Raw genomic sequence first — 24,133 nt, forward strand, 5'->3', positions numbered from 1 at the left:
TCCAAGCAAGGGAACAAGCACATGGCAACGTTGCTGCATCGCCTCGGTCTGGGCGCCGTACGCCACAAGGCGCTGGTCATGATCGCCTGGCTGGTGGCCGTGATCGCCCTCGGCGCCGGCGCGGCCACGCTCTCGGGCACCATGGTCAACTCGTTCGAGATCCCGGGGCAGGAGTCGACCAAGGCGCTCGACCTGATGGAGGACAAGTTCGGGGCGGCCTCGGCCGGCGCCACCGCCCAGGTGGTGATGGAGGCGCCCGGCACCGGCAAGATCACCGACCAGGCGAGCGCGGCCCAGGTGGCCGCCATCGTCGCGAAGCTGCAGAAGCTTCCGGGTGTGGTCGCGGCCAGCAACCCGCTCGACCCCAAGGCGCCCACCGTCTCGCGGGACCAGACCGCCGCCTACAGCACGGTGACCTACGGCGTGGAGGCGTCCGAGATCACCGTCGAGGAGCGCGAGGCCCTGACCGCGGTGGTCGACCAGTCCCGCGGCGCCGACCTGATCGTGGAGGCGCGCGGCGAGGCCACGCAGGAGTCGGGCGCCGACATCGGCGGCGCGGGCGAGATCCTCGGCGTCGTGGTGGCCCTGATCGTGCTGGCCATCACCTACGGCTCACTCGTGCTGGCCGGCATGAACCTGCTGACCGCGCTGGCCGGGGTGGCCATCGGCGCGCTCGGCATCACGACCCTGAGCGGCTTCACCGAGCTCCAGTCGACCACCCCGATCCTCGCGATCATGCTGGGCCTGGCCGTCGGCATCGACTACGCGCTGTTCATCGTCACCCGGTTCCGTCAGGAGCTGCGGCGCGGCCTGCCCGTGCCCGAGGCGGTCGCCCTGTCGGTCGGCACCGCGGGCTCGGCCGTGGTCACCGCCGGTCTCACCGTGGTCATCGCGCTGGCCGGCCTCGCGGTCGCCGGCATCCCGTTCCTGACCGAGATGGGCCTGGCCGCCGCGGGCACCATCGTCTTCGCCGTGCTGGTGGCCATCACCCTGGTGCCGGCCTTCCTCGGCGCGATCGGCATGCGGGCGCTGCCGAAGAAGGAGCGCGGCAACCCGGCCGCCGCCCCCGTACGTGACCGTGGCTTCTATCGCGGCTGGGCCCACATGGTGACCCACCAGCGCGTGCTCAGCCTGATCGTCGCGGTCGCCGCGCTCGCCGTGATCGCGATCCCGTTCTTCTCGATGCAGACGACGCTGATCCAGCGGGCCGCCGAGGGCAGCACCCAGGAGAAGGCCGACGCGATCATCGCCGAGCGGTTCGGTCCGGGCTTCGCGGGCCCGCTGCTGGTGCTGGTCGACGGCTCCGGCGCCCCGCAGTACGCCACGTCCGTACGGGAAAAGATCTCGGCTCTGCCCGACGTGACGTTCGTGGCCGAGCCGCGGGTCAGCGAGGCCCGCGACGCCGCCCTGATCACGATCATCCCGGGCTCGGGGCCGGAGGAAACCGCCACGCTCGACCTGGTGCACGCCATCCGCGACGACGTGGCCGACGGGCCGGGCGCCGAGGTCTACGTGACCGGGCAGACCGCGGTCAGCATCGACGTGTCGGAGAAGCTCGACCAGGCGCTGCCGATCTACCTCGTGCTCGTCGTCGGCCTGGCCTTCGTGCTGCTGGTGCTGGTCTTCCGCTCGCTGCTGGTGCCGGTGGCCGGTGTGGTCGGCTTCCTGCTCACCATCGGGGCCGCGCTCGGCGCCACCACCGCGGTCTTCCAGTGGGGCTGGCTCTCCGGCCTGGTCAACGCGCAGACCACCGGGCCGCTGCTCAGCCTGGCGCCGATCATCATCGTCGGCATCCTGTTCGGCCTGGCCATGGACTACCAGGTCTTCCTGGTCTCGCGGATGCATGAGGCACACGCACACGGCGTCGAGCCGCGCGAGGCCGTGGTGACCGGCTTCCGGCAGGCCGCGCCGGTGGTCGTGGCCGCGGCGACCATCATGTTCTCGGTGTTCGCCGGTTTCGTGCCCGAGGGTAATGACACGATCAAGCCGATCGCGTTCGCCCTGGCGATCGGCATCCTGTTCGACGCGATCGTGGTCCGCATGGTGATCGTCCCGGCGGCGATCGCGCTGATGGGCCGGTCGGCCTGGTGGCTGCCGAGCTGGCTGAGCTGGCTGCCGGCCGTCGACGTCGAGGGTGCGGCCCTGGAAAGGCGCGCTCCGGACGACGCCCGCGACATCGAGGAGCACGTTCACGCTGCCTGAAAAGGCCCGGGAAACGCCTTATGCCGTAAATATCCGGAAGCAGGTCGCCGAATCACCCACGTAACGTGCGTCCGGCTTGCTGGAATTGAGGCATGTGGCCGGAACATGAAGAGGATTTGGGTGGGCTCCCGGGTGCCGAGGTCCGAACGGCCCTGGAGACCTGGCGCTCCGGCCTGGTCGACCTGACCGGCACCAACCCCCTGCTCAACTTCGCCCGGGTCGCCTCGGGCGCCGTCGAGATCACCGGCCCGGCGCCCAAGGCGATCGTCAAGGTGCTGCAGGAGGGCGGCGGCTACAGCTTCCACTCCGACGACCCGGACGTCCCCGTGCACGTGCTGCGCACCGAGCTGCCCGAAGAGCAGCTCGGTGCGTTGTTGCACGCGTTCTGGCGCCGCTCCCGGCAGGAGATGCTCGACCGGGGGGTGTCTCCCCTCTACCTCGGCCTGGGCATGCTGCACTGGTCGGACGACGACGGGTCCCCGTACGAGAGCCCGATCCTGCTCATCCCGGTCGAGATCGATCCGGCCGGCCCGCGCCTGATCGCCCGCCCCGAGGACCCGATCGTCAACCCGGCCCTGGTCGTGCGGATGGACGAGCTCGACATCGAGATCCCCGAGATCAACTCGCTGGCCGAGCTCGACGTGACCGTGCTCTGGGCCAAGGTCGACGTGGCCATCGGCGAGCGCCGCGGCTGGTACGCCGACGAGACGGTCACGCTGTCCTGCCTGAGCGTGCACCGCGAGGCGATGTACTACGACCTGTTCGAGAACGAGCCGCACATCGTCGAGCACCCGGTCGTGCGCGCGCTGGCCACGCACGACGCCGACCGGGAGTTCGCCTTCGAACCGACCCCGGTCGAGCGGATCGACGTCGTCGCGCCGCCCGAGGACGTGCCGCTGATCCTCGACGCCGACGCCACCCAGCGGGTCGCGGTGGCCGCCGCCGTGGCCGGGCGCAGCTTCGTGCTCGACGGGCCGCCCGGCACCGGCAAGTCGCAGACGATCGCCAACATCGTCGGCGGGCTGCTGCACGCGGGCAAGCGGGTGCTGGTCGTCTCGGAGAAGGCGGCCGCGCTCGACACCGTGCAGCGCCGGCTCACCGAGGCCGGGCTCGGCAACTATCTGCTCGCCCTGCACAGCGACCTGACCGGGCGGCGCGAGGTGGCCGACGTGCTGGCCTCGGCCCTGGAGACCGAAGCGGCGCCGCTGGCGGCCATGGATCCGATCGACCGGCGAGCCGTCCGGGAGAGGCGCGAGAGGCTCACCTCGTACGGGGAAGCCTTGAACCGCGTCCGTCAGCCGCTCGGCCGCAGCCTGTTCGAGGTGCTGGGCATCTGCGCCCGGCTGCTCGACGTGCCGGCCGCCCCGGTCGCCGGGATCGACCCGCACGACCTCACCGGCGAGGCCGTCTATCGCATCCGCGACGCCGTGGCCCGCCTCGGCCGGGTCCGCAGCGAGACGTACCTGTGGCGTGAGGCGATCGACCGTGAGCCGCTGGACGCCCGGTTGCGCCAGGCCCTGACCGCGCTGGGCAAGCTGGCCGAGACGGTGATCGCCAACTCGACCCTGGCCGACGCGTTCGACCTGCACGAGCCGTCCGGCGCGGCCCGGCTGGCCGCGCTCTCGGCGCACGCGGGCAAGCGCCCGGTCAAGGTCGAAGAGGACTGGCTGACGATCGACAGCATCCAGCCGGTGCAGAAGGCGGCCACCGACCTCACCCACCACCTGGCCGCGCTGCGCTACGGCGGCATCCCGTGGGCCGAGCTGCCGTCGGCCGACGAGATGGCCGGCATCCCCGACCTGTCGCACCTGGTGCCCGAGGCGGTCGACCTCAAGCCGCTCAACGCCGCCCAGGCCGACCACCTGGCCAACAAGTTCGCCGAGGAGGCCGACCGGCTGGAGAGCCGCCAGGAGAGCCTGGACCGGGTCACCGCCCGGCTCGGCCTGCCCAACGTGGTCACGTTCTCCGACTCCAACCGCGTCATCACGATCTCCGACCTGATCAACCGCGAGCAGAAGCCCGAGCCGGCCTGGTTCGAGACGGGCGGGATGCCCGCGGCCCACGCGGCGGTGCGGGCCCTGCGGCTGGCGATCGAGCGCGTACGGGAAACCGAGTCCCAGGCCCGTCAGCACTTCGACGAGGGGGTGCTGGAGGAGCCGATCACCGAGGTCGCCGACCGGCTCACCCGCAACCGTGGCCCCCGCAAGCTGCTGCGTCCCTACCGGCGCGACAAGCGGGTGGCGGTCGAGGCGGCGCGGCCCGACGTCAAACCGGCCCAGGCCATCGCCAATGTCGAGGACGCCGCCGCCTGGAAGCAGGCGCTCGAGGACCTGGCCGCGGCCGAGGCCGAGCACGCCGAGCAGCTGGGCCGGCACTGGAAGGGCATGGACACCGACTTCCACGCCATCCAGGAGGCCATGCACACCGCCGACGAGGTGATCCGCGAGGTGCCGGCCGACGCGCTGGCCGCCGTGACCGTGCACGTCTGCGCGCCCCGGCCCAACAGCGCGCTGCTGCGCATCGTCGGCGAGGCCCGCGACGAGTTCACCCGGTTCCGCACCACCCTGCGCCCGTCGCCGGCCCGGGCCCCGCGTCCCGAGCTGGGGGAGGGCGCCATCGCCGACGCGGTGACGTGGCTGCGCGCCCACATCGCCCCGCTGCAAGCCGCGGCCGAGATGATCCGCTCGTACAGCGCGCCCACCGGCCGTGACCTCACCCTGGCCGAGGCCATGGACATCGCCGAGCAGCGGCAGGCCGCCACCGACGCCGAGGAGGCGATCTGGGCCGAGGCCGCCGCGCACTCGGCCGTGCTGGGCACGGTGTACCGGGGCACCAAGACCGACGACGAGGCGATGAACGAGGTCGTCGCGTGGACCGTGCAGGCCCGGCGGCTGATGACCGGCGAGGACGCGCCGATGAGCCGGGAACAGGCGCACGCGCTGATGGAGGCCCACCCGACCGAGGGGCTGCCCGCGGCGGTGGCCGGCTGGGAGGCCGCCCGGGGACAGGTGCTGGACGCGTTCGGCCCGGCCCGACACGGCGAGCTCACCGAGCGGCTCGGCAACTACGACAACGCCCGTGACCTGCTCGTCGAGCTGCTGCACGACCCCGAGGGCCAGCAGGAGTGGTTCCGGCACGAGGACGCCCGGCGGGTGCTGGTCGACCACGGCCTGGCCGACGCGCTCGCGTTCTGCGCCGACGAGGAGACGCCGATCGACCAGGTCTGGCCGGTGCTGGAGCGCTCGCTCTACCGCGGCTGGGCCGACGCGGTCATCCGCGACGACCCGGGCCTGCAGCCGGTGTCGGCCGAGGACCGTACCCATCTGGTCGAGGTCTATCGCCTGCTCGACCACGAGCTGACCTCGGCCGCGCTGGCCGACATCGTCTACGCCGTGGAAGCCCGCCGGCCGTCCGCGTCGGCCGGCGGTGAGCCCGGCGTGATCCGGCGCGAGGGCAACAAGCAGAGCGGCCACCTGCCCGTACGGGAACTGCTCGCGCAGGCCCGGCACGCGGTGCAGGGACTCAAGCCGTGCCTGCTGATGAGCCCGCTCGCGGTGAGCCGGTATCTGCCGCCCGAGATGGAGTTCGACATGGTCGTCATCGACGAGGCGTCCCAGGTGACCACGGCCGACGCGATCAACTGCATCTACCGCGGCGACGCGCTCGTCGTGGCCGGCGACGACCGCCAGCTGCCGCCGACCTCGTACTACGACCGGGTCGAGGACGACGTCACCGACTTCCCGTCCATCCTCGAACTGGCCCGCGCCACCTTCCCGGTGCTGCACCTGGGCTGGCACCACCGCAGCCGGCACGAGGCGCTGTTCGCGTTCGCCAACCTTGCCTACTACCACGGCCGGCTGGTCAGCCTGACTCGCTGTTATCCGCAGGAGCCCGACCACGGCGTCGAGATGTTCCTGGTCGACGGGGTGTACCGGCGGCAGACCACCTCGGACAACCCGATCGAGGCCGACGCGGTGGCCGAGCGGGTGCTGCACCACTACACGGCCCGGCCCGGCAAGACGCTGGGCGTGGTCACGCTCTCGGTGGCGCAGGCCGACGCCGTCGACGACGCGGTGCGCCGCGCGATCGCCGAGCGCCCCGACCTCGAGCACTTCCTGGAGGACAACGACCGGCTGACCGGGTTCTTCTGCAAGAGCCTGGAGGCGGTTCAGGGCGACGTCCGCGACGTGATCATCATGTCGGTCGGCTACGGCTACGACGAGAACGACAAGATCAGTACGAACTTCGGCTCGCTCAACCGGCCGATGGGCTGGCGCCGCCTCAACGTCGCCATCACCCGGGCCCGCGAACGGGTCGAGGTGGTCGCGTCGATCCGCGCCGGCGACGTGCCCGACATGGGCAACGAGAGCGTGCGGCACCTCAAGGCGTTCCTCGAGTACGCCGAGCGGTCCGCGGCCACACTGGGGCGCGACGTGGCCGACCGGGAGGACGCGTCGCCGTTCGAGGACGCCGTGCTCACCGCCCTGACGTCGTGGGGCTATCGCGTACGCCGCCGGGTCGGCGCCGCCGGGCACTGGATCGACCTGGCCGTGCTGCACCCCGACCAGGACGACGACGTGTTCGCCATCGGCATCGAGTTCGACGGCCCGGACTACCAGCACATCCCGTCCACGCGCGACCGCGACCGGCTGCGCGACGAGGAACTGCGCGCGCTCGGCTGGCACATGCACCGGATCTGGTCGGTGGCCTGGTATCAGAACCCGGCCGAGGAGCAGAACCGGTTGCGCGCCGCCATCGACCGGGCGCTGGCCGACCCGGTCGGCGTCGACCAGCTCGCCGTGCCCGAATGGCCGCCGTACCGGGCCATCTCGGGCGAACTGCTGCCGCCGGAGACGCCCGTGACCCGATCAGGGGACACTCTTTAGCGGTAATAGCCGGTATTGGCGCATGGTGATCTCTTCGGCGGGTAGGCGTCGCCTCTCATGGAGAGCAATCGTTGGCCGGTCATGCGCGGACGTCATGCCACCGGCCGTCACGGCCCTCGCGACGTCAGCGGCGTCGTCGCGGTGACGGCGGACGCGGACGGTGCCGTCACCCTCGTCACCGTGCGCGGAACGTGGGGAAGCCCGCTGCGCCGCGACGCGTTCATGGCCGTCAAGAAAGTGCTGAGCGAGCATCCGATGGCGATGGTCGTGGACCTCAGCGAGGTGATCGACACGAGGGCCGCGAGCGCCGCGACCTGGCTGACCGTGTCCCGCGTCGGCGCCTCGATGGAGCCTCCCGTACGGGTGGCGGCCTGTCTGCCGCGACGGGCGGTGCTGGCCGACCGGCTCGACCGCCTGGGCGCGCCCAGGTTTCTGCCCATCTTCGACGACGTGGGGGCGGCTCGCGCGGCGGTGGTGGCCGGCGGCCCAATCACCGACCGGCTGCGGCTCGACCTGCCGCCGCACCCCGACAGCCCCGCCCTGGCCCGCAACCTGGTGAGCGAGGCCTGCAGCGCGTGGGGTCTGTCCGAGGTGCTCTTCCCGGCTCGGCTCGTGATGAGCGAACTGGCGGCCAACGCGATAGAGCATGCCGCCACGCCCTTTTCGGCCGTGGTGGTGCGACGCGGCCGCGGCCTGCACCTGATCGTCGCCGACTGCGATCCGCGCATGCCCCAGCTGGCCGACCCGCCGCGGGATCCGCCGGGCAACCTGTGGGACATGCGCGGTCAGGGACTGCGGACTGTGCGGGCCGCCTCGACCGGGTGGGGAGCTCTGCCCACCCGGGACGGCAAAATGGTCTGGGCGACCGTACGCCCCTAACTGTTGATCGTGGCCTTCGCCTTGCCGGCCTCGGCCGGGTGCTTCTCGAGGGGCACCTCGGTCTTGTCCAGAGTCTCGGCCTCGACGGCGGCCCGCACCCGCTTGTACGGGTCGCCGAAGTCGCGCATGGCCCGGCGGGCGAAAGCCTGCTGCTCGGTCGCGACCCGCTCGGAGCGGCCGCGGCCGACGAAGCTGACCGCCCAGTGCAGCACCGTGGTGAACCTGTTCTTGAAGCCGACCAGATAGACCACGTGCACCGCGAGCCACATCATCCAGGCGAAGAAACCGGACAGCCGCAGCTTGCCGACGCTGGCCACCGCGGAGAACCGCGAGATCGTGGCCATGCTGCCCTTGTCGAAATACTTGAACGGGCCGGGCGCGTCCTTGTGGCGCAGGCGGCGCTTGATCATGTCGGCCGCGTAGCGCCCGCCCTGGATCGCCACCTGGGCGACGCCGGGCAGAGGACGGCCGTCCTCGCCGGGCAGGTGCATCATGTCGCCCAGCACGAAGATCTCGGGGTGACCCGGGACCGTCAGGTCGGGCTGCACCATGACGCGGCCCGCGCGGTCGGTCTCGGCCCCGGCCGACTCGGCGATCTGCCGGCCCAGCGGCGGCGCCTGCACCCCGGCCGCCCACACCTTCGTCATCGACGGGATGCGCTGGTGACCGCGTTCCGACTCGACCTCGATGCCGGTCAGGTCGACGTCGACCACCTTGGTGTTCAGCTCGACCTCGACGCCCATCAGGTGCAGCTGGCGCAGCGCCCGCGTGGAGAGGTGGTCGCCGAACGTGTTGAGCACCGCGCCGACCGCGTCGATCAGAATGATCCGGGCCTTGCGCGGGTCGATGTGCTTGTATTGCCCGACCAGGTTGCGGTGGGCCAGCTCGGCGATCTGACCGGCCATCTCGACACCGGTCGGGCCCGCGCCGACCACCACGAAGGTGAGCCAGCGCTCCTGCGCCTCGGGGTCGGTCTGCAGGTCGGCGATCTCGAAGGCGCCGAAGATCTTGGCCCGCAGCTCGAGAGCGTCGTCGATGCTCTTCATGCCGGGCGCGTACTCGTTGAAGTGGTCGTTGCCGAAGTAGGACTGCGAGGCGCCGGCGGCGACGATCAAGGTGTCGTACTCGACGGTGTAGTCGATGCCCGGACCGGCCACCGAGATTACCTTGCGCTCGGTGTCGACCTCGCGGGCCCAGCCCAGCTTGACGTCGACGTTGTCCTGGCCCTTGAGCACCTCGCGGATGGGCGGCGCGATCTCGCCCTCGGAGAGGACGCCCGTCGCCACCTGATAGAGCAAGGGCTGGAACAGGTGGTATGCCGTGCCGTTGATGAGCGTGATGTCGACGTTCGCGTTCCGGAGCGCCCTGATGGCGAAAAGCCCCCCGAATCCGGCCCCGATGACTGCCACCCGATGCCGCTGCATTACCACTCCCTCGGTGCTCGGTGTCTCATTAAGTAGAGCACCCTGACCAGGCCAATTATGCCGTGAGTACCGACACTGTGGAGGCCCGGCGCGGTAATGCGCGGGGCCTCGATGACCTTGCTTTCCCAGCCCGGCAAGGGAAAAACCTTCAATGTCGTCATCATGCCCGACGGCAGGCGTTAGCGTGAGAGTTCGTGGGGTAGATCGCGCCCATGGCAGAAGCGGCACCCACTGGGCCGGGGCCGCGGTCGGCGCGCTGCTGGCCAAGCCGCTGACCGCGACTTAACTAACCAGCGCGGCTGGTCAGGCCGAACGAGACGCCGGTGAGCTGCTCGGAGACCGTCCACAAGCGGCGGGCCACGGCGGTGTCCTGGGCTCGGCGGGAGCGGCCGACCAGCTGGGGAGCGCCGCGGCCCTGGAGGAAGCCGCCGGGGCCGGCGTAGGCGTTGCCGGGGACGTCGGCCACGGCCGCGAACAGGGTGGGCAGGGCGCCCTCGTCCTCGGTCTGGGCCGTCAGGCGTTCCAGGCCCCGCGTCACCGTGGCGATCCAGCCGGGCACCCCGGAGCGGTTCAGCAGGTTGGTGGAGGCGAGGCCGGGGTGGGCCGCGGTGGCCAGCACGGCCGAGCCGGCCTCGGTCAGCCGGCGCTGCAACTCGGCGGTGAACAGCAGGTTGGCCAGCTTGGACTGGCCGTACGCGGCCATCGGGCGGTAGGCGCGGCGCTCCCAGTTGAGGTCGTCGAAGTCGATGCGGCCGGCTCGGTGACCGTTGGACGAGACGGTGACCACGCGCTGCCGGATGCGCGGCAGCAGCAGGTTGGTCAGCGCGAAGTGGCCCAGGTGGTTGGTGCCGATCTGAAGCTCGAAGCCGTCGGCGGTGCGCCCGAGCGGGGGCACCATCAGGCCGGCGTTGTTGATGAGCAGGTCGACCGGCTCGTCCAGGCCGTCGGCGAACGCGCGCACCGAGGCCAGGTCGGCCAGGTCGAGGCGGCGGAGGAGCAGGTCGCCGGTCATCGTGGCGGCGGCCTCGCGTCCCCGGGCGATGTCGCGGACGGCCAGCACGACCCGGGCGCCCCGGGCGGCCAGAACGCGGGCCGCGGCCCGGCCGATGCCGCTGTTGGCGCCGGTGACGACAACCGTGCGGCCGGTCATGGAGGGGACGCTGGCTGAGGTAAATGTTGTCATGAGCAACAATGTAGTCACCGCCAACAATGTCGTCAATGGCAACAATCGGCTAGCATGCGGGAGTGCCGCCCTATCACCATGGTCAACTCCGGGACGCCCTGATCGCCGCGGCCGAGCGCAGCCTGCGCGAGAGCGGCGTGGAGCAGCTGTCGCTGCGCGAGCTGGCCCGTGAGATCGGCGTCAGCCACGCGGCTCCGCGCCGGCACTTCCCGGATCGGCAGGCCCTGCTCGACGCGCTGGCCGAGACCGGGTTCCGGCGCCTCGACGCCGAGCTGCGGGCGGCCGCCGCGCCGGCGGGGGAGGATTTTGTCGCGCGCCTGCGGGCCGTCATGACCGCGTACATCCGGTTCGCCACCGAGGACGCGGCGCTGCTCGAGCTGATGTTCACCGGCAAGCACCGGCCCGGCGCCGAGCGGCTGGTCGCGGCGGCCGAGCCGGCGTTCGCGCTGATGTACGACGTGATCGTGCAGGGACAGCAGCAGGGCCTACTGGCCGCCGGTGACCCGGAGCGGGTCGGGATCGTGCTGTTCGCGACCATGCAGGGGATCGCCACCCTGATCAACGGCGACATGGTCCGGCCGGAACTGCTGCTCGACGACCTCGTGGGGACGGCCGTCGAGCAGTTCGTGCGGGGAGCGGCTCCGGTCTAGGGAGTCCAGCGGATGTGCGGGTTGACTCGGCCCTTCCAGTCGAAGACGGCCATGTTGTCCCAGCCGTCGCCGGTGCCGTTGATGTTCGCCGGGTCCCAGCCGTTGCCCTTGATGGCGTACCAGGTGGGCTCCCAGTAGAAGACTCCGACGGCGCCCGCGTTCCGGGCCGTGTTCTGCACCCAGGCGAACTGCTGGGCCTGCCCGGCCGACGTGGCCGGGATGTTGTCGCACAGGACCGTACCGGGAATGGAGTTGGGCTCGTTGTCGGCGTCGGCCGTGGTGAACTGGTAGGCCGTCTCGGCGATCACCACCGGCTTGCCGTAACGGGTGCGCGCGTCGGTGATGACGTTGTAGAGGTTGGCCAGCGAGCCATGCCACATGCAGTAGTACGACAGCGCCGTCACGTCCCACGGCACACCCTGGTTCTTGATGCCGTCGTAGAACCAGCGCATGTTGGCCATGCTGTCGGCGTCGGCCACGTGCACCCACACCTGGGTTGCGTTGTTGCACGCCTTCACCGCGTTGTAGCCCTGCTTGAGCAGCGATGCCAGCGGCGCGAAGTCGTTGTTCACGACCTGCCCGCGCGGCCACAGCATGCCGACGTTGATCTCGTTGCCGACCTGGATGCTGTCCGGCGTGGTGCCCTGAGCCTTGAGCGAGGTGCAGACGTCGTACGTGTAGTTGTAGACATCGGACTGGAGCTGGGGGAGCGAGTGCGCGGCCCAGGCCGCGGGCGTGAACTGCTTGCCCGGGTCGGCCCACGTGTCGGAGTAGTGGAAGTCGATCAGCAGCTTGAGGCCCTTGGCCTTGATCGCCCGGGCCTGCTGGAGCACCTTGGCCTTGTTGTTGTAGCCGCTGGCCGGGTTGTTCCAGATGCGCAGGCGGGCGTAGTTGACCCCGGCCGACTTGAGGATGTCGTACGGGTCGGCGGCGTTGCCGGAGGCGTTGTAGTACTTGCCGCCGAGGTCGAGCGTGCGCTGCAGCGACGACACGTCGGCGCCGCGCATGGTCAGGGTCGGTGCGGCGTGGGCCGGGGTGGCGGTCAGGGCCGCGGTGGTCGCCAGGACGGCGGCGAGCACCGCGGCGCGGACACGGGACGGTTTCATATGGCTCCCTCACTACAGGGATGTGCCGGCGACGGTGGAGACGCCGGGGTGGAGCCGTGAGCCGTGGAGCGGGTCAAGCGGGGGAGGAAGCACGCACGACCAGGGTCGTGGGCACGGTGATGGAGAGCGGGGTCCGGCCCGCGATCACGTCGGTGAGCAGCCGGACCATCTCGTCGGCGACCCGGTCCAGGGGGTGGCGGACCGTGGTCAGGGGAGGTTCGGTGGTGGCGGCCAGGCCCGAGTCGTCGAAGCCGACCACCCGGACGTCGCCCGGCACGTCCCGGCCCGCCTCGCGCAGCACACGCAGGGCGCCGGCGGCCATCGCGTCGGAGGCGGCGAACACCGCGTCGAGGCCGGGGGACCGGTCGAGCAGCGTCCGCATGGCGGCCGCGCCCGACTCGCGGCTCCAGTCGCCGTGCACGATCCGGTCCGGCTCGATCGTCAGCGCGTGTGCGGTCAGCGCGTCGTGGTAGCCCTGCAGCCGGTCGACGCCGCCCGCCGTGTCCTGCGGGCCGGTGATCGTGGCGATGCTCGTGCACCCGGCCGCGATCAGGTGCTCGACGGCCGAGCGCCCGCCGTTGCGGTCGTCGGCCATCACCGAGCTGATCACCTGTTCGTAGCCGAGGACCCGGCCGCAGGCCACGATCGGCACCTCGGCCCGCACGAGCTGGCTGAGCAGCGGGTCGCCCGAGTGCGGGGACACCAGCAGCACGCCGTCGACGTGCCCGCCGGAAAGATAGGCGATGGTGCGGGCGCGTTCCTCGGGCGTCGACGCGATCATCAGGATCAGCGTGAGCTCGCGGTCGGACAGGGCCTGGGCCACGCCGCGCAGCAGCACCGAGAAGTTCGGATCCTCGAACAGCAGGTGCTGCGGCTCGGTGAGCAGGAACGCGATCGATCCCGACTTGCCGGTGGCCAGCGAGCGGGCGTGCGGGTTGGCCGTGTATCCCGTACGGGAAATGGCCTCGCGGACCGCCCGGACGGCCTCGGGGCTCACCCACTCGCGCCCGTTGAGGACGCGGGAGACGGTGGCGTAGGAGACCCCGGCCTCGCGCGCGACGTCGCGGATCGTGGGCCGCTTGCGCCCTGGTCCGGACGGGGCTGGCACGGTGGGAAGCATAGACGTCACATCTTCACCGCGCCCGCACCCAGGTCAACTCGCCAATAGCGCTGCAGAACAAGGAACAACGCGACGAGCGGAACGATCGACAGCAGGGCGCCGGTGACGACCGACGTGTACATCGCCGGCTGGGTGGCGCCCTGGTTGAGCAGCCCGCTGAGCCCGACCGTGACCGGGAACAGCTTGTCGTCGCCGAGCATGATGAACGGCAGCATGTAGTTGTTCCAGATGGCCACGAACTGGAACAGGAACACCGTCACGAGCCCGGCGCGCATCATCGGCAGCGCCACCCGGGAGAAGGCGCGCCAGTCGCTCGCCCCGTCCATCCGGGCCGCCTCCAGCACCTCGTCCGGCACGGTGGCGGCCGCGAAGATCCGGCACAGATAGATCCCGTACGGGCTGATGAAACTGGGCAGAAGCACGGACCAGTACGTGTTCGTCATGCCCACCTTGGCCAGCAGCAGGTACTGCGGGACGGCGAGGATCACGGCCGGGACGAGCACGCCGGCCAGCACGATGTTGAAGACCAGCGCCTTGCCCCGGAAGTCGTACTTGGCCAGCGCGAACCCGGCCATGGCGCTGACCAGCGTCGACACCGCCGCCCCGCCGCCCGCGAAGACGGCCGAGTTGACCATCCAGCGCCAGTAGAGCCCGTCCCGGTACGCGCTGAGCGACGCGATGTTGTCGAACAGGTGCGTACTGGGCAAGAACGTGAACGTGGTGAACAGCTCGCTCGCGCTCTTGGTCGAGGCGACCACCACCCACAGGACCGGCAGGAGGCAGTACGCGGCCCCGAGCAGCAGGAGCACGGTCGCGGTGGGGCTGGCGCGACGGCGGCGGGGCGAGGGTGGCGGCGTGGCCCGCACGACCGCGGCCCGGTCCAGAACGACGGCCATGATCAGTTCTCCTGACTGAAGGCCCGCGAGCCGACGAGCTTGAGGAACCCGTACGAGATGACGAACGTGGCCGCCGCGATCACCACGGAGGTCGCCGCGGCCGAATAGATGTCATTGCGCACGAACGCGTCCCGGTAGACCTTCATCAGCGGGGTCCAGGTGGTCGAGATCGTGTTGCTGAGCGGCCGCAGGGTCATCGGCTCGGCGAAGACCTGCAGCGTGGCGATGAGCGAGAACAGGAACGTCATCACCAGTGAAGGCCCGATGACCGGAATCTTGATGCGCAGCGCGATCTGGACGTCCGAGGCGCCGTCCAGGCGGGCCGCCTCGAACAGGTCGGTCGGGATGGCCCGCAGCGCGGTGTAGAGCACGATCATGTTGAAGCCGGTGCCGCCCCAGACGGCGATGTTGGCCACCGCGTAGAGGACCCAGCCCGAACTCAGCGCGTCCGGGGCGGTGATGCCGAGACCGCCCAGCACGTCGACGATCGGGCTCACCCGCGGCAGGTAGAGGAAGCCCCACAGCAGCGAGGCGATCACGGCCGGCACGGCGTACGGGAGGAAGATCGAGGTCCGGGCGAAGGTGCCCACCCGGGTCCGTCCGGCGTCGAGCAGCAGGGCCATGACCAGCGCCAGGCCGAGCATGACGGGAACCACGATCAGCCCGTACGCCCCCACGCGCAGCACGCTCGGCACGAACTCGGGGTCGGTCAGCGACCGGGCATAGTTGCCGAGCCCGGCCCACACCTCGGTGCGCGCGCCCGCGCCGAGGCCCAGGCCGCTGACCTTGACCCGGCGCAGGCTCAGGTAGCCGGCGTAGACGATGGGCGCCGCCAGGAACGCCGCGAACAGCAGCAGCGCGGGCGTCAGGAACAGATAAGGTGCGCCCTTCTTGTTCATTCGGCGACGGTGAATCCGGCGTTCTTCAGGTCACCCACCGTGGCCTGCTGGATCGTGTCGAGCGCGGCGCCGAACGCGGCCGCCTTCTTGCCCTCGGCCGCCTTGCCGAACGCGTCGTTGTACGCGCTGTAGGCGACGTTGACGTTGGGGCCGTACGTGAACGGCTTGGTGATCTTCCCGGCCTCGGCGGCGATCGTGTAGAAGTCGGGCTGATTGCTGAAGAAGGCCGGCGGCTGGGTCAGCGCGACACCGGTGGCGTCGTTGGCGGCCGGATAGACGTTCGCCGTGCCGGCCAGCGCCTTGAGCGCCGCCGGGTCGGTGTTGAGCCACTTCACGAACTCGGCGGCCTGCGCCTTGTGCTTGCTCTGCGAGGTGACGCTGGTGGCCGAGCCGCCCCAGTTGCCGTTGGCCGGGGCCGCGGCGTCCCAGTTGGGCAGCAGCGCGGTCTTCCACTTGCCCTTGGTCGAGGCGGCGTTCCCCTCCAGGACACCCGGGCCCCAGACCGCCCCGAGCCAGCCGACCTGGGTGCCGTCGTTGAGGGCCGCGTTCCACTCGGGCGTGTACATCGGCTTGTTGTCGATCACGCCGTCCTGCACCAGGCCGCCCCAGTAATCGGCCACCTTCCTGGTGTTCGCGTCGTTGATCGCGACCGTCCACGACTCGCCCTGCACGCCCCACCACGAGGCGCCGGCCTGCTGCGACAGGCCCGCGAACCAGCCCGGGTCGTTGGACGAGAACGTGCCCAGGTACTGCTTCGGGTTCTTCGTGTGGATCGTGCGCGCGGCCGCGGCGTACTCGTCCCAGGTCTTGGGCACCTGAACGCCGGCCTTGTCGAACACGTCGGAGCGGTAGAAGAACATCATCGGGCCGGAGTCCTGCGGGACGCCGTAGACGGCCTCGCCGCCCAGGGTGACCGCGTTCCAGGCCGACTCGGGGAACTTCGCCTTGAGGTCGCCGGCCTCCTTGGCGATGTCGGCCACGGCGTCGGCCGCCACCAGGGTCGGGATCTTCTGGTATTCGGCCTGCATGACGTCGGGGGCGCCGCTGCCGGCCTTGATCGCGGTGAGCAGCTTGGCCACCGCCGGGTCGCCGCCGTCCTGCTTGTTGACCGTCACCTTGATGTTGGGGTGCGAGGCGTTCCAGCCCTCGACCACCTTGTCCATGTTCGGCGCCCAGCTCCAATAGGTGAGCGCCACCTTCTCGTTCGGGTCGGCCGCGGGAGCGCCACCGTCGTCGTCGCCGGTGCACGCGGCGGTCGTCATCAGAAGCGCCGCGGCCAGAACCCCGGCGAATGTCTTTCTCATTGATGCTCCTCGCTTGGAGGGGAGAGACGTGCGTCACCCGATTGGGCCTGTGACCGGTTACAGTGATGCTCGTTTTCATGATTGTCAAGACCTTGCGTCCAGCCCGTTACCGCGCGGTATCGTCCGTGCTCAACGAGCTGTGACCGGTTACAGGTTGGGAGCCCCACCGTGTTGTTTGTCGCGCATCGGCCATGGTCCGGGCCGCCGCTGAGACCGCGGATGAGCAACGACGAGGACGCGCGGCCGGACCTCTCGCTGACCAGCCGGTTCCTGGCCAGATCGGGCGTCCCGGTCATCCCGGTGTCGGGCGAGCTGCACTACAGCCGCGTGCCCCGGCACCGCTGGGCCGAGCGCCTGCGCCAGATGCGAGCCGGCGGCGTCACCGTCGTCGCCAGCTACGTGTTCTGGCTGCACCACGTCGAGCGCCGCGGCGAACCCCGCTTCGACGGCCACCTCGACCTCGCGGCCTTCCTGGGCGAGGTGCGCGACGCCGGGCTCGACATGGTCCTGCGGATCGGCCCGTGGTGCCACGGCGAGAGCCGCAACGGCGGCTTCCCCGACTGGGTGCAGCGGGCGCCGGTCCGGCACCGCACCGACGACCCGGCCTACCTCGAACTGGTCGGGGAATGGTTCGGGCAGATCGCCGCGCAGGCCGCCGGGGCCGAGCTGCTCGGTCTTCAGTTGGAGAACGAGCTCTACGACCAGCCCGGGCACCTCGTCACGCTCAAGCAGCTGGCTAGGTCGTCGGGCCTGACCGCTCCGCTGTGGACGGCGACCGCCTGGGGCGGTGCCGAGTTGCCCGAGGGCGAGGTGCTGCCGCTCTACGGCGGATACGGCGACGGCTTCTGGGTCGACGCGGACGCGCCCTGGGACCCGACGTTCCGCGACCACTACTTCTTCTCGCACGTCTGGGACGACCCGGGCATCGGCGCCGACGTGCGGCGCAAGCACGAGGCGAAGCTGAACGCGTCCCAGCCGCGTACGCCGTCGCCGCTGTTTCCCCCGGCCACCTGCGAACTCGGCGGCGGCATGGCGACCGCCTACCACCGGCGGCCCCGGCCGGGCCCGCTCGACGTGGCCACGATCGCGCACTGCAAAATCGGCAACGGATCGGCCTGGCAGGGCTATTACATGTACGCCGGCGGCACCAATCCGCCGGCCGCCCAGGAATCGCATGCCACCGGCTATCCGAACGACCTGCCACCGCTCGGGTACGACTTCCACGCGCCGATCGGTGAATCCGGAATGCTCGCGGCCAGCCATGCCGAACTGCGCCGGCAGCACGCTTTCCTGGCGGCGTTCGGGCATCGCCTCGCGGACATGCCGTCAACCCTTCCGCCCGTACGGCCTTCCGGCGTGGAGGACTCGTCGACAATGCGGTACGCGCTGCGCAGCGACGGCGAGAGCGGATTTCTGTTCCTCGCTTGGCACCAGCCGCATTTTCCGTTGCCGCCCTATGCGCAGGCACAGTTCCGGGTGGCGCTCGGCGACGACGAGCTGACGCTGCCCGCCTCGCCGGTCGACATTCCGGCCGGCACGCTGGCCTGCTGGCCGCTGCGGTGGCCGCTCGGCGACGGGCGGCTCGACTGGGCCACCGCGTCGGCGCTGACCATCCTGCCCGGTCCGGTGCCCACGCTGGTTCTGCTGGCCGCGGCCGGGGTCGGCGTGACGTATTCGGTCGGGGGAGTGGTGTCCGCGGCCGAACCCGCGCTTTCCCCGGTGCGGCTCGGCGATTTCGATCTGCTGATTCTTCCCGCCTCGGCGGCTTCCTCGGTGTGGGTCGACGAGGACGGTCCGCGGCGCCGGCTTCTGCTTTCCGAAGACGAATTGCGCTGGGGCCCGGACGGGCGGGTCGAAGTGGTGGCCACGGCTACGCCCTCGGTGCGCTTCTACGACGCGGTGGCGGGCGCGTTCGCGGCGCTTCCGCTCGACGGTGACGTTTCGGGTTTCACGGCCGAGCTGACCCCCGTTCCCGTACGCGCGGCCGCCGCAACCGTTCCGGTGGCGTATGGGAAGTACGACGGCCGGCAATCCGCGCCCGCGCCGGAGACGTTCGACGAATTGGCGGCGATCCATCGGCTCGAGATTCCCCCGATTCCCGCCGGCGCCGAAGCGTTCCTGCGCATCGACTGGGCCGGCGACGTCGGGCAGCTACGCGTCGACGGGCGGCCCGTCACCGACCGGTTCTGGGACGGCTCGGCCTGGACGGTGAACCTGCGCGACACCGGCTGGCGGCCGGGCGCGGAGCTGACCCTGCACCTGCTGCCGCTGGCTGCGGGGTCGACCGTGTCGCTGCCTCCCGACGCCCGCGAACGGCTGCTCGCCGCGGACGGGCAGCAGCTGCTGGCCCTCGACGGCGTGCAGATGCTCTTCCGGGCGACGTGGCGCGAGAGCTGATTCCGGGCCGGGCGTCATCTCTCAGCCGGGCGTCAGCTTTCAGCCGGGCGTCAGCGGGAGCCCTCGCCGGCGCCCGGCACCTGCAATGTCCCACCACGCATACATGATGGTCAATAAGTTGACTGTGCAGGTTTGTTGTTCCGCCCGTTTGTGAGCGCTGGCTTCGAGGACGGGTCCGACCTGGTGCTCATGTCGATGAACGGCTGGGGCGAGGGCCACCCGGCCTGGTGGCTCAACCTGCGGGACCGGCCCGGCGCGACCGTCGAGCTCGGCGACGCCCGCTTCGAGGTGCACGGACGCCGCGCCGAGGGGGCGGAGCGGGCGAGGCTCTGGGAGCGCTGGCACACGTACGACAAGAAGCTCGACGAATACGCGGCGCTGCGCGGCACGGAAGCCGTGGTGATCGTCCTGGAGCCTCGCCCGGCCCGTTAGGCCCCGTTGCTGATGTCGATCATGTGCTGGCGCGGGACGACCTTGACCCGCTTGCGGCCGTGCGGGGCGCCCAGGCCGACCTCGTGGTCGTCCAGACGCTTCCAGCCGTCCCAGGTGGTGTAGCCGACGCCGCGCCGGGCCAGGTACGGCAGCACGTCGTCCCGGGTCGCTTCGGGCAGGCTCGCCACGTCCTCGAGCAGGCTGGCCACCGTCTCGCTGGCGTCCTTCTTGGTGTGGCCGATCAGCCCGACCGGGCCGCGCTTGATCCAGCCGGTCGCGTACAGGCCGGGAACGCGGTTGCCGTCGAGGTCGAGCACCCGGCCCGCCTCGTGCGGCATCGTGCCGGTGACGTGGTCGAACGGCAGGTCGGCGATCGGGCGGCTCAGATAGCCGATCGCCCGGTAGACGGCCTGCACGTCCCAGTCGGTGAACTCGCCGGTGCCGCGTACGGTGCCGTCGCCGGTCAGTTCCTGGGTCTCGGTGCGCAGCCCGGTGACGCCGTTCTCGTCGCCCAGGATCTCGGCCGGGGCCTGCAGGAAGTGCAGGTGCAGGCGGCGCGGCCGGTCCCGCGGGTCGCGGGCGCACCAGTTCTGCAGCACGTCGACGCACATCTTGAGCGAGCGCTTGGCCCGGATCGCGGCCAGGCTGCCCTCGTCGAACTCCATGCCCTCGGGGTGCACGATCACCTCGACGTTGGGCGACTCGTCCAGCTCGCGCAGCTCCATCGGGGTGAACTTGACCTGGCCCGGACCGCGCCGCGAGAACAGGTGCACGTCGGTGACCGGGCTGGCCAGCAGCCCCTTGTGCACGTTGTCGGGGATCTCGGTCTCGAGCAGCTCGTCGGCCGTCTTGGCCAGGATCCGGGCGACATCGACGGCGACGTTCCCGGCCCCGATCACGGCCACCTTGGTCGCGGTCAGAGGCCATTCCCTCGGTACGTCGGGGTGGCCGTCGTACCAGGAGACGAAGTCCGCGCCGCCGAAGCTGCCCGGCAGGTCGATCCCGGGAATGTCCAGCTCACGGTCCTTGTCGGCGCCGGTCGCGATGATCGTGGCGTCGTAGAACTGCTCGAGCTCCTCCGGCTTGACGTCGACCCCGTAGTCGATGTTGCCGATGAACCGGATCCGCGGGCTTTCCAGCACGTTGTGCAGCGCCACGACGATCTCTTTGATCCGCGGGTGATCCGGCGCGACGCCGTACCGGATGAGGCCGTACGGCGTGGGAAGCCGGTCAAGGATGTCGACCGTGGCGTTCGGGGCGGCCTTGGTGAGGATGTCGGCCGCGTAGATGCCGGCCGGGCCGGCGCCGACAACGGCGACCCTGAGAGGGCGATCCATGTATGTCTTTCCTTCAGCTCGTCTGGCGCTGGCCTTCATTAGGCTCACCTAACTTATGACCTCAACCTAACTTCAGGTCAACTTGAGGTCACATGACGCTCGTCACGTTGGGTGGCCGGCGCCCCGTATCGTCGAGTCGTGACGGCCGCCCCTGATCCACGTGACACCCGTGTTGTGCTGGTCGGCATCGACGAATACCAGGGCGGCCCGGACTGGTCGCTGGCCGGCCCGGTCGACGACGCTGTGCGCTTCGCCCACTTCTTCGTCACCAGCGGTGTTCCTCCCGAGCGCGTCGTCGTGCTGGCCTCACCGGTCCCGCCGGCCGGGGCGCTGCCCGCCGGGGTGGACTGCCGGCCCGCCGGCAGCGGAACCGTGCGTGACTTGTTCGTCCGTGAGCTCTCGGCGCGTACGGAGAGCACCCTGTACGTGTTGTGGGGCGGGCACGGCTACGTCGATCTCGACCGTCGCCGCCGCCTCTTCTATCCCGACGCCGTCGCCGACGACCCGGTCGACCTGGATCTCGACTCGATGCTGCGCCGGTTCGGCACCGACCAGGTGACCGGCTTCGACCGGCAGGTGTGGCTGGCCGACGTCTGTCAGGTCCACGGCCCCGGGACGCCCGCGCGTGTGTCCGGGCACGAGACCTTCCCCGCCGGTGAGCCGGTTCCCGGCCGGGCCCAGGACGTCTATCTCGCGGCCGGTTACGGCCAGCCCGCCGTCAACCTGGGCCGCCGGCGCACGGGCCTGTTCAGCAACGAGGTGCTGAGCCTGCTGACGGAGCACGGTCTGCCCCTGCTCACCGACCCGGCGACCCTCACGGACGCCCTGCAGGCCCGTTTCGAGGCCATGCGGGCCCACGGCTCCCTGCAGCAGACCCCGACCTACCTGTGGTTCCGCGACGCCCTGGGCAACGAGGGCCACCTTCTGCGCCGCGCCGGGCCGTCATCGTCCCCGCCGCCGGTGGACGTGCCCCCGTCGGCCCTGCTGCCCGTGGTGAACGCCCTCACCGAGATCGAGGAGTTCCGCCGCCCCAACGACCGGGAGGAGATCCTGTTGCTCCTGCGGGGCACGGTCTACGGTCAGATCCGTCGCAACCCGGCTCCCCGTTTGGACGCGATTGCCATTCTCCGCACCTGCCTGCGTTACCCGGGCGCCCTGTCCGAACTGGTCGAGGCGGTGCGCTTCTTCACCGCGAACGACGAGGCCATGGGCCGTTTCGAAGCCGCCGCGGCCAACCTCAAAAAATAGACGAACCGCTATGTGATTCCGGGTTGCTCCGTGTAACGCTTCCGTTGCGCTAAGGGGATAGGCGATGATGGCTATCGACGTCACCCTCCTGGAGGCAACCGCGGATGGATGAAAACTCGGCCGGAATCGAGTCCGAGCTGCTCGATCTTTCGACGGAGAACGTGGCGACCCTGCGCTCCGCTGAACTCTCCGGCATCACCGCCGCGATCGTGCGGGTGAAGGAGAGGCTCTCCGACTCGGAGAGCAGCATCAACGGCTACAACCCGTCGTTCACGCGCCGGCCGGGCGAGACACGCTCGGAAGCGGAGGATCGTCGAATGTGACCGAGCCCAACGGGGGACTCCACCACAAGGTTGACCATGAACGTTTCCGGGTGCTGGCCACGGGCGGAGGCGACGACAGTGTCGTCGGACCGTTCTGGAGGACGGAGCGTAGCTGGCGTCTGACGGCCCTGCTCACGCTGCTCGACTCGTGCCGGGCCGCTCCCGATGTGACCGGACCGCTCGCCTCCATCGAGACGGTCTGGGATCTGCTGAGTCAGGCTTACCGGAGCGATCCCGCCGCCTGTGAGGACGTCCTCGCCCAGCCCCAGGTCGGGCTGTGGGCCGCCTACACCGTTCGCCAGGTCGATGGCGCCGGGACGGGAGAGCCGCTCTGGCCCGAGGTGGGTTATCTGCACGGCATAGTGGCAGCTTGCGCGTACCGCGCCGGCGTCCCCTACGAACTGGCTGTTCCGGTCCGATACGGCGTCGTCGTCCTGCCCACCGTGGGCGCCGCTGACTTCCCGGACGAGGCGAGCCCGGTGCGGGTAACGTCCGACGGCCGCACCTTGACGTTGAACGGCGGGCCGGTGACTGTCCGGGCCGGGCTCGGCGATCCACGGTGGCACGAGCCGGTGCGCGTCGACGCTGACGCCGACGGGAAAAGTCTGCGCCTGACCCTGCTGGATCGGGACGTCTACCGGGATCTCCGCAGTCCCGGAGCGCCCAGACCGCTCGGCCCGGCCGAGCTCGAGCGCTGGCGGCGCCTGCTCGCTGAGGCCTGGCAGCTGCTGGTCCGGGAACAACCGGCGCGAGCCGCCGGGGTGGCGTCGGCCCTTCGCACGGTCACGCCGGAACCACGTCAGAGCCCGTACCGTCCTCAGTCCGCCTCCAGCGCCGAGGCGTTCGGCGGGATACTCCTGTCCGAGCCGGATGACTCCACCCAGCTCGCGGCCACCTTGATCCATGAGGGGCAGCATCAGAAGCTCGGTGCGCTGCTGCACATGTTCACCTTCGTCAGGAGCGGATCGGAGCGTCGCTACTACGCGCCCTGGCGTGATGATCCCCGTCCTTTGGAGGGCCTCCTGCAGGGCCTTTACGCCTTCGCCGGCATCACGGATTTCTGGCGGGTCCACCGTCGGCATGCCGCCGCGGAGCAGGCCTCCCTGGCCGAGTTCGAGTTCGCCCTCTGGCGCCGGCAGGCGTACGGATCGGCCCGGGTGCTGTCCGGCAGTGGACGGCTGACGGAGATCGGCAGCCAGTTCGTCGACGTGCTTCACAGCCAGCTCGCGTCCTGGCTGACGGACCCGGTGCCGGCGGACATCCTTGGCCTGGCCGAGGACATGGCCCTCGACCATCACGCGCTGTGGCGGACGTACTGCATGCCGGTGGACAAGTCGCTCGGTGCCGCCTTGAGGAAGGCTTTCCGGCGAGACGAACCCGTTCCGGCTTCGGCACTCTCCGACGACGACCAGCCGGTCGTGTCACTGCCCGAGGTGGGCCTGCTTGACGGCCGAGCTGTGCTGGTCCGGCATGCGCTCGCCGGTGTGCCGGACCTTTCCGCGGTGACAGTGGCCGGCAGCACGCCCTCCGATATGGAGCTGATCTCCGGTCGATCAGAGTCCGCTCGTCAGCGCTACCTCCGTGATCTGGAACGAGACTCGGGTGATGCGCACGCGTGGGTCGGCCTCGGGTTGACGCTGGACAGAGCGACTGACCCCGGAGCGCAGGCCGTCCTGGGACGGCCCGAACTGCTGCTGGCCATGGCCGGCGAGGACATCGATCCGCTCGCGGCCGCGCGCTGGCTCGGTCGCCGGCTCGGCGGCCCCGGCCTGGGGACGCCGAGGCCGGCGGGCTGGCGTCTGGCCTGACCCGCCGGCTTCGACTACCGCTTCACTGACTGTCGCTTC

The 24,133-nt window shown here is 70.5% G+C and carries 17 protein-coding genes; 9 read left to right on the forward strand and 8 right to left on the reverse strand.

What is annotated here, in order from left to right; translation table 11 throughout:
• The first annotated feature begins 21 nt into the window (after positions 1–21).
• The 3 genes from ACZ3I4_RS22545 to ACZ3I4_RS22555 all read left to right on the forward strand — a co-directional run bounded on the left by ACZ3I4_RS22545 (position 22) and on the right by ACZ3I4_RS22555 (position 7,967).
• Entirely contained in the window at positions 22–2,202 is a 2,181-nt protein-coding gene (locus ACZ3I4_RS22545) for an MMPL family transporter (RefSeq protein WP_465383953.1), read from the forward strand.
• A 92-nt stretch (positions 2,203–2,294) separates the two neighbouring features.
• The gene (locus tag ACZ3I4_RS22550; RefSeq protein WP_465383954.1) at positions 2,295–7,088 is read left to right on the forward strand and encodes a DUF4011 domain-containing protein; all 4,794 of its coding nucleotides are present in this window, start codon (positions 2,295–2,297) and stop codon (positions 7,086–7,088) included.
• Positions 7,089–7,169: 81 nt separating this feature from the next.
• A complete protein-coding gene (locus ACZ3I4_RS22555; protein ID WP_465383955.1) occupies positions 7,170–7,967 on the forward strand; it encodes an ATP-binding protein in 798 nt (265 codons plus the stop codon).
• Here the strand turns inward: ACZ3I4_RS22555 and ACZ3I4_RS22560 are convergent.
• A complete protein-coding gene (locus ACZ3I4_RS22560) occupies positions 7,964–9,391 on the reverse strand; it encodes an NAD(P)/FAD-dependent oxidoreductase (RefSeq protein ID WP_465383956.1) in 1,428 nt (475 codons plus the stop codon). The two genes, ACZ3I4_RS22555 and ACZ3I4_RS22560, sit on opposite strands and share 4 nt — an antisense overlap.
• Positions 9,392–9,677: 286 nt before the next feature.
• A complete protein-coding gene (locus ACZ3I4_RS22565; protein WP_465383957.1) occupies positions 9,678–10,574 on the reverse strand; it encodes an oxidoreductase in 897 nt (298 codons plus the stop codon).
• A gap of 62 nt (positions 10,575–10,636) precedes the next feature.
• On the opposite strand from ACZ3I4_RS22565, the gene ACZ3I4_RS22570 reads away from it, so the two are divergent.
• Positions 10,637–11,224, forward strand: a complete 588-nt coding sequence (locus ACZ3I4_RS22570) for a TetR/AcrR family transcriptional regulator (protein WP_465383958.1) — start codon at positions 10,637–10,639, stop codon at positions 11,222–11,224.
• Here ACZ3I4_RS22570 and ACZ3I4_RS22575 read toward each other — a convergent pair.
• The 5 genes from ACZ3I4_RS22575 to ACZ3I4_RS22595 all read right to left on the reverse strand — a co-directional run bounded on the left by ACZ3I4_RS22575 (position 11,221) and on the right by ACZ3I4_RS22595 (position 16,549).
• Positions 11,221–12,330: a glycoside hydrolase family 53 protein gene (locus ACZ3I4_RS22575; protein ID WP_465383959.1), complete on the reverse strand. Its 1,110-nt coding sequence runs from the start codon at positions 12,328–12,330 to the stop codon at positions 11,221–11,223. The genes ACZ3I4_RS22570 and ACZ3I4_RS22575 overlap by 4 nt on opposite strands.
• 73 nt (positions 12,331–12,403) lie before the next feature.
• Entirely contained in the window at positions 12,404–13,438 is a 1,035-nt protein-coding gene (locus ACZ3I4_RS22580; protein ID WP_465383960.1) for a LacI family DNA-binding transcriptional regulator, read from the reverse strand.
• A gap of 17 nt (positions 13,439–13,455) precedes the next feature.
• Positions 13,456–14,346, reverse strand: coding sequence for a carbohydrate ABC transporter permease (locus ACZ3I4_RS22585; RefSeq protein WP_465383961.1), 891 nt, complete (start codon positions 14,344–14,346; stop codon positions 13,456–13,458).
• Positions 14,347–14,348: 2 nt separating this feature from the next.
• Entirely contained in the window at positions 14,349–15,245 is an 897-nt protein-coding gene (locus ACZ3I4_RS22590) for a carbohydrate ABC transporter permease (RefSeq protein ID WP_465383962.1), read from the reverse strand.
• Positions 15,242–16,549, reverse strand: a complete 1,308-nt coding sequence (locus tag ACZ3I4_RS22595; protein WP_465383963.1) for an ABC transporter substrate-binding protein — start codon at positions 16,547–16,549, stop codon at positions 15,242–15,244. The genes ACZ3I4_RS22590 and ACZ3I4_RS22595 overlap by 4 nt, the downstream gene beginning before the upstream one ends.
• A 219-nt stretch (positions 16,550–16,768) precedes the next feature.
• Here ACZ3I4_RS22595 and ACZ3I4_RS22600 point away from each other — a divergent pair, with 219 nt between their 5' ends.
• Complete coding sequence (locus tag ACZ3I4_RS22600; RefSeq protein WP_465383964.1) at positions 16,769–18,946, forward strand: beta-galactosidase; 2,178 nt, start codon at positions 16,769–16,771, stop codon at positions 18,944–18,946.
• Positions 18,947–19,096: 150 nt separating this feature from the next.
• Positions 19,097–19,378 carry a nitroreductase/quinone reductase family protein gene (locus tag ACZ3I4_RS22605; RefSeq protein ID WP_465383965.1) on the forward strand — a complete coding sequence of 94 codons (282 nt, stop codon included), beginning with the start codon at positions 19,097–19,099 and terminating at the stop codon, positions 19,376–19,378.
• Here the strand turns inward: ACZ3I4_RS22605 and ACZ3I4_RS22610 are convergent.
• On the reverse strand, positions 19,375–20,715 hold the full coding sequence (locus ACZ3I4_RS22610; protein WP_465383966.1) for an FAD-dependent oxidoreductase: 1,341 nt from the start codon (positions 20,713–20,715) through the stop codon (positions 19,375–19,377). The genes ACZ3I4_RS22605 and ACZ3I4_RS22610 overlap by 4 nt on opposite strands.
• A gap of 138 nt (positions 20,716–20,853) precedes the next feature.
• Between ACZ3I4_RS22610 and ACZ3I4_RS22615 the strand changes: the two genes are divergently transcribed.
• From ACZ3I4_RS22615 to ACZ3I4_RS22625, 3 genes are all read left to right on the forward strand, one after another.
• The gene (locus tag ACZ3I4_RS22615) at positions 20,854–21,963 is read left to right on the forward strand and encodes an effector-associated domain 2-containing protein (RefSeq protein ID WP_465383967.1); all 1,110 of its coding nucleotides are present in this window, start codon (positions 20,854–20,856) and stop codon (positions 21,961–21,963) included.
• Positions 21,964–22,067: 104 nt separating this feature from the next.
• Complete coding sequence (locus ACZ3I4_RS22620) at positions 22,068–22,286, forward strand: hypothetical protein (RefSeq protein ID WP_465383968.1); 219 nt, start codon at positions 22,068–22,070, stop codon at positions 22,284–22,286.
• Positions 22,283–24,094 carry an HEXXH motif domain-containing protein gene (locus tag ACZ3I4_RS22625; protein ID WP_465383969.1) on the forward strand — a complete coding sequence of 604 codons (1,812 nt, stop codon included), beginning with the start codon at positions 22,283–22,285 and terminating at the stop codon, positions 24,092–24,094. The genes ACZ3I4_RS22620 and ACZ3I4_RS22625 overlap by 4 nt, the downstream gene beginning before the upstream one ends.
• Positions 24,095–24,133: the final 39 nt, after the last annotated feature.

The organism is Actinoplanes sp. NPDC021490, from assembly GCF_055562135.1.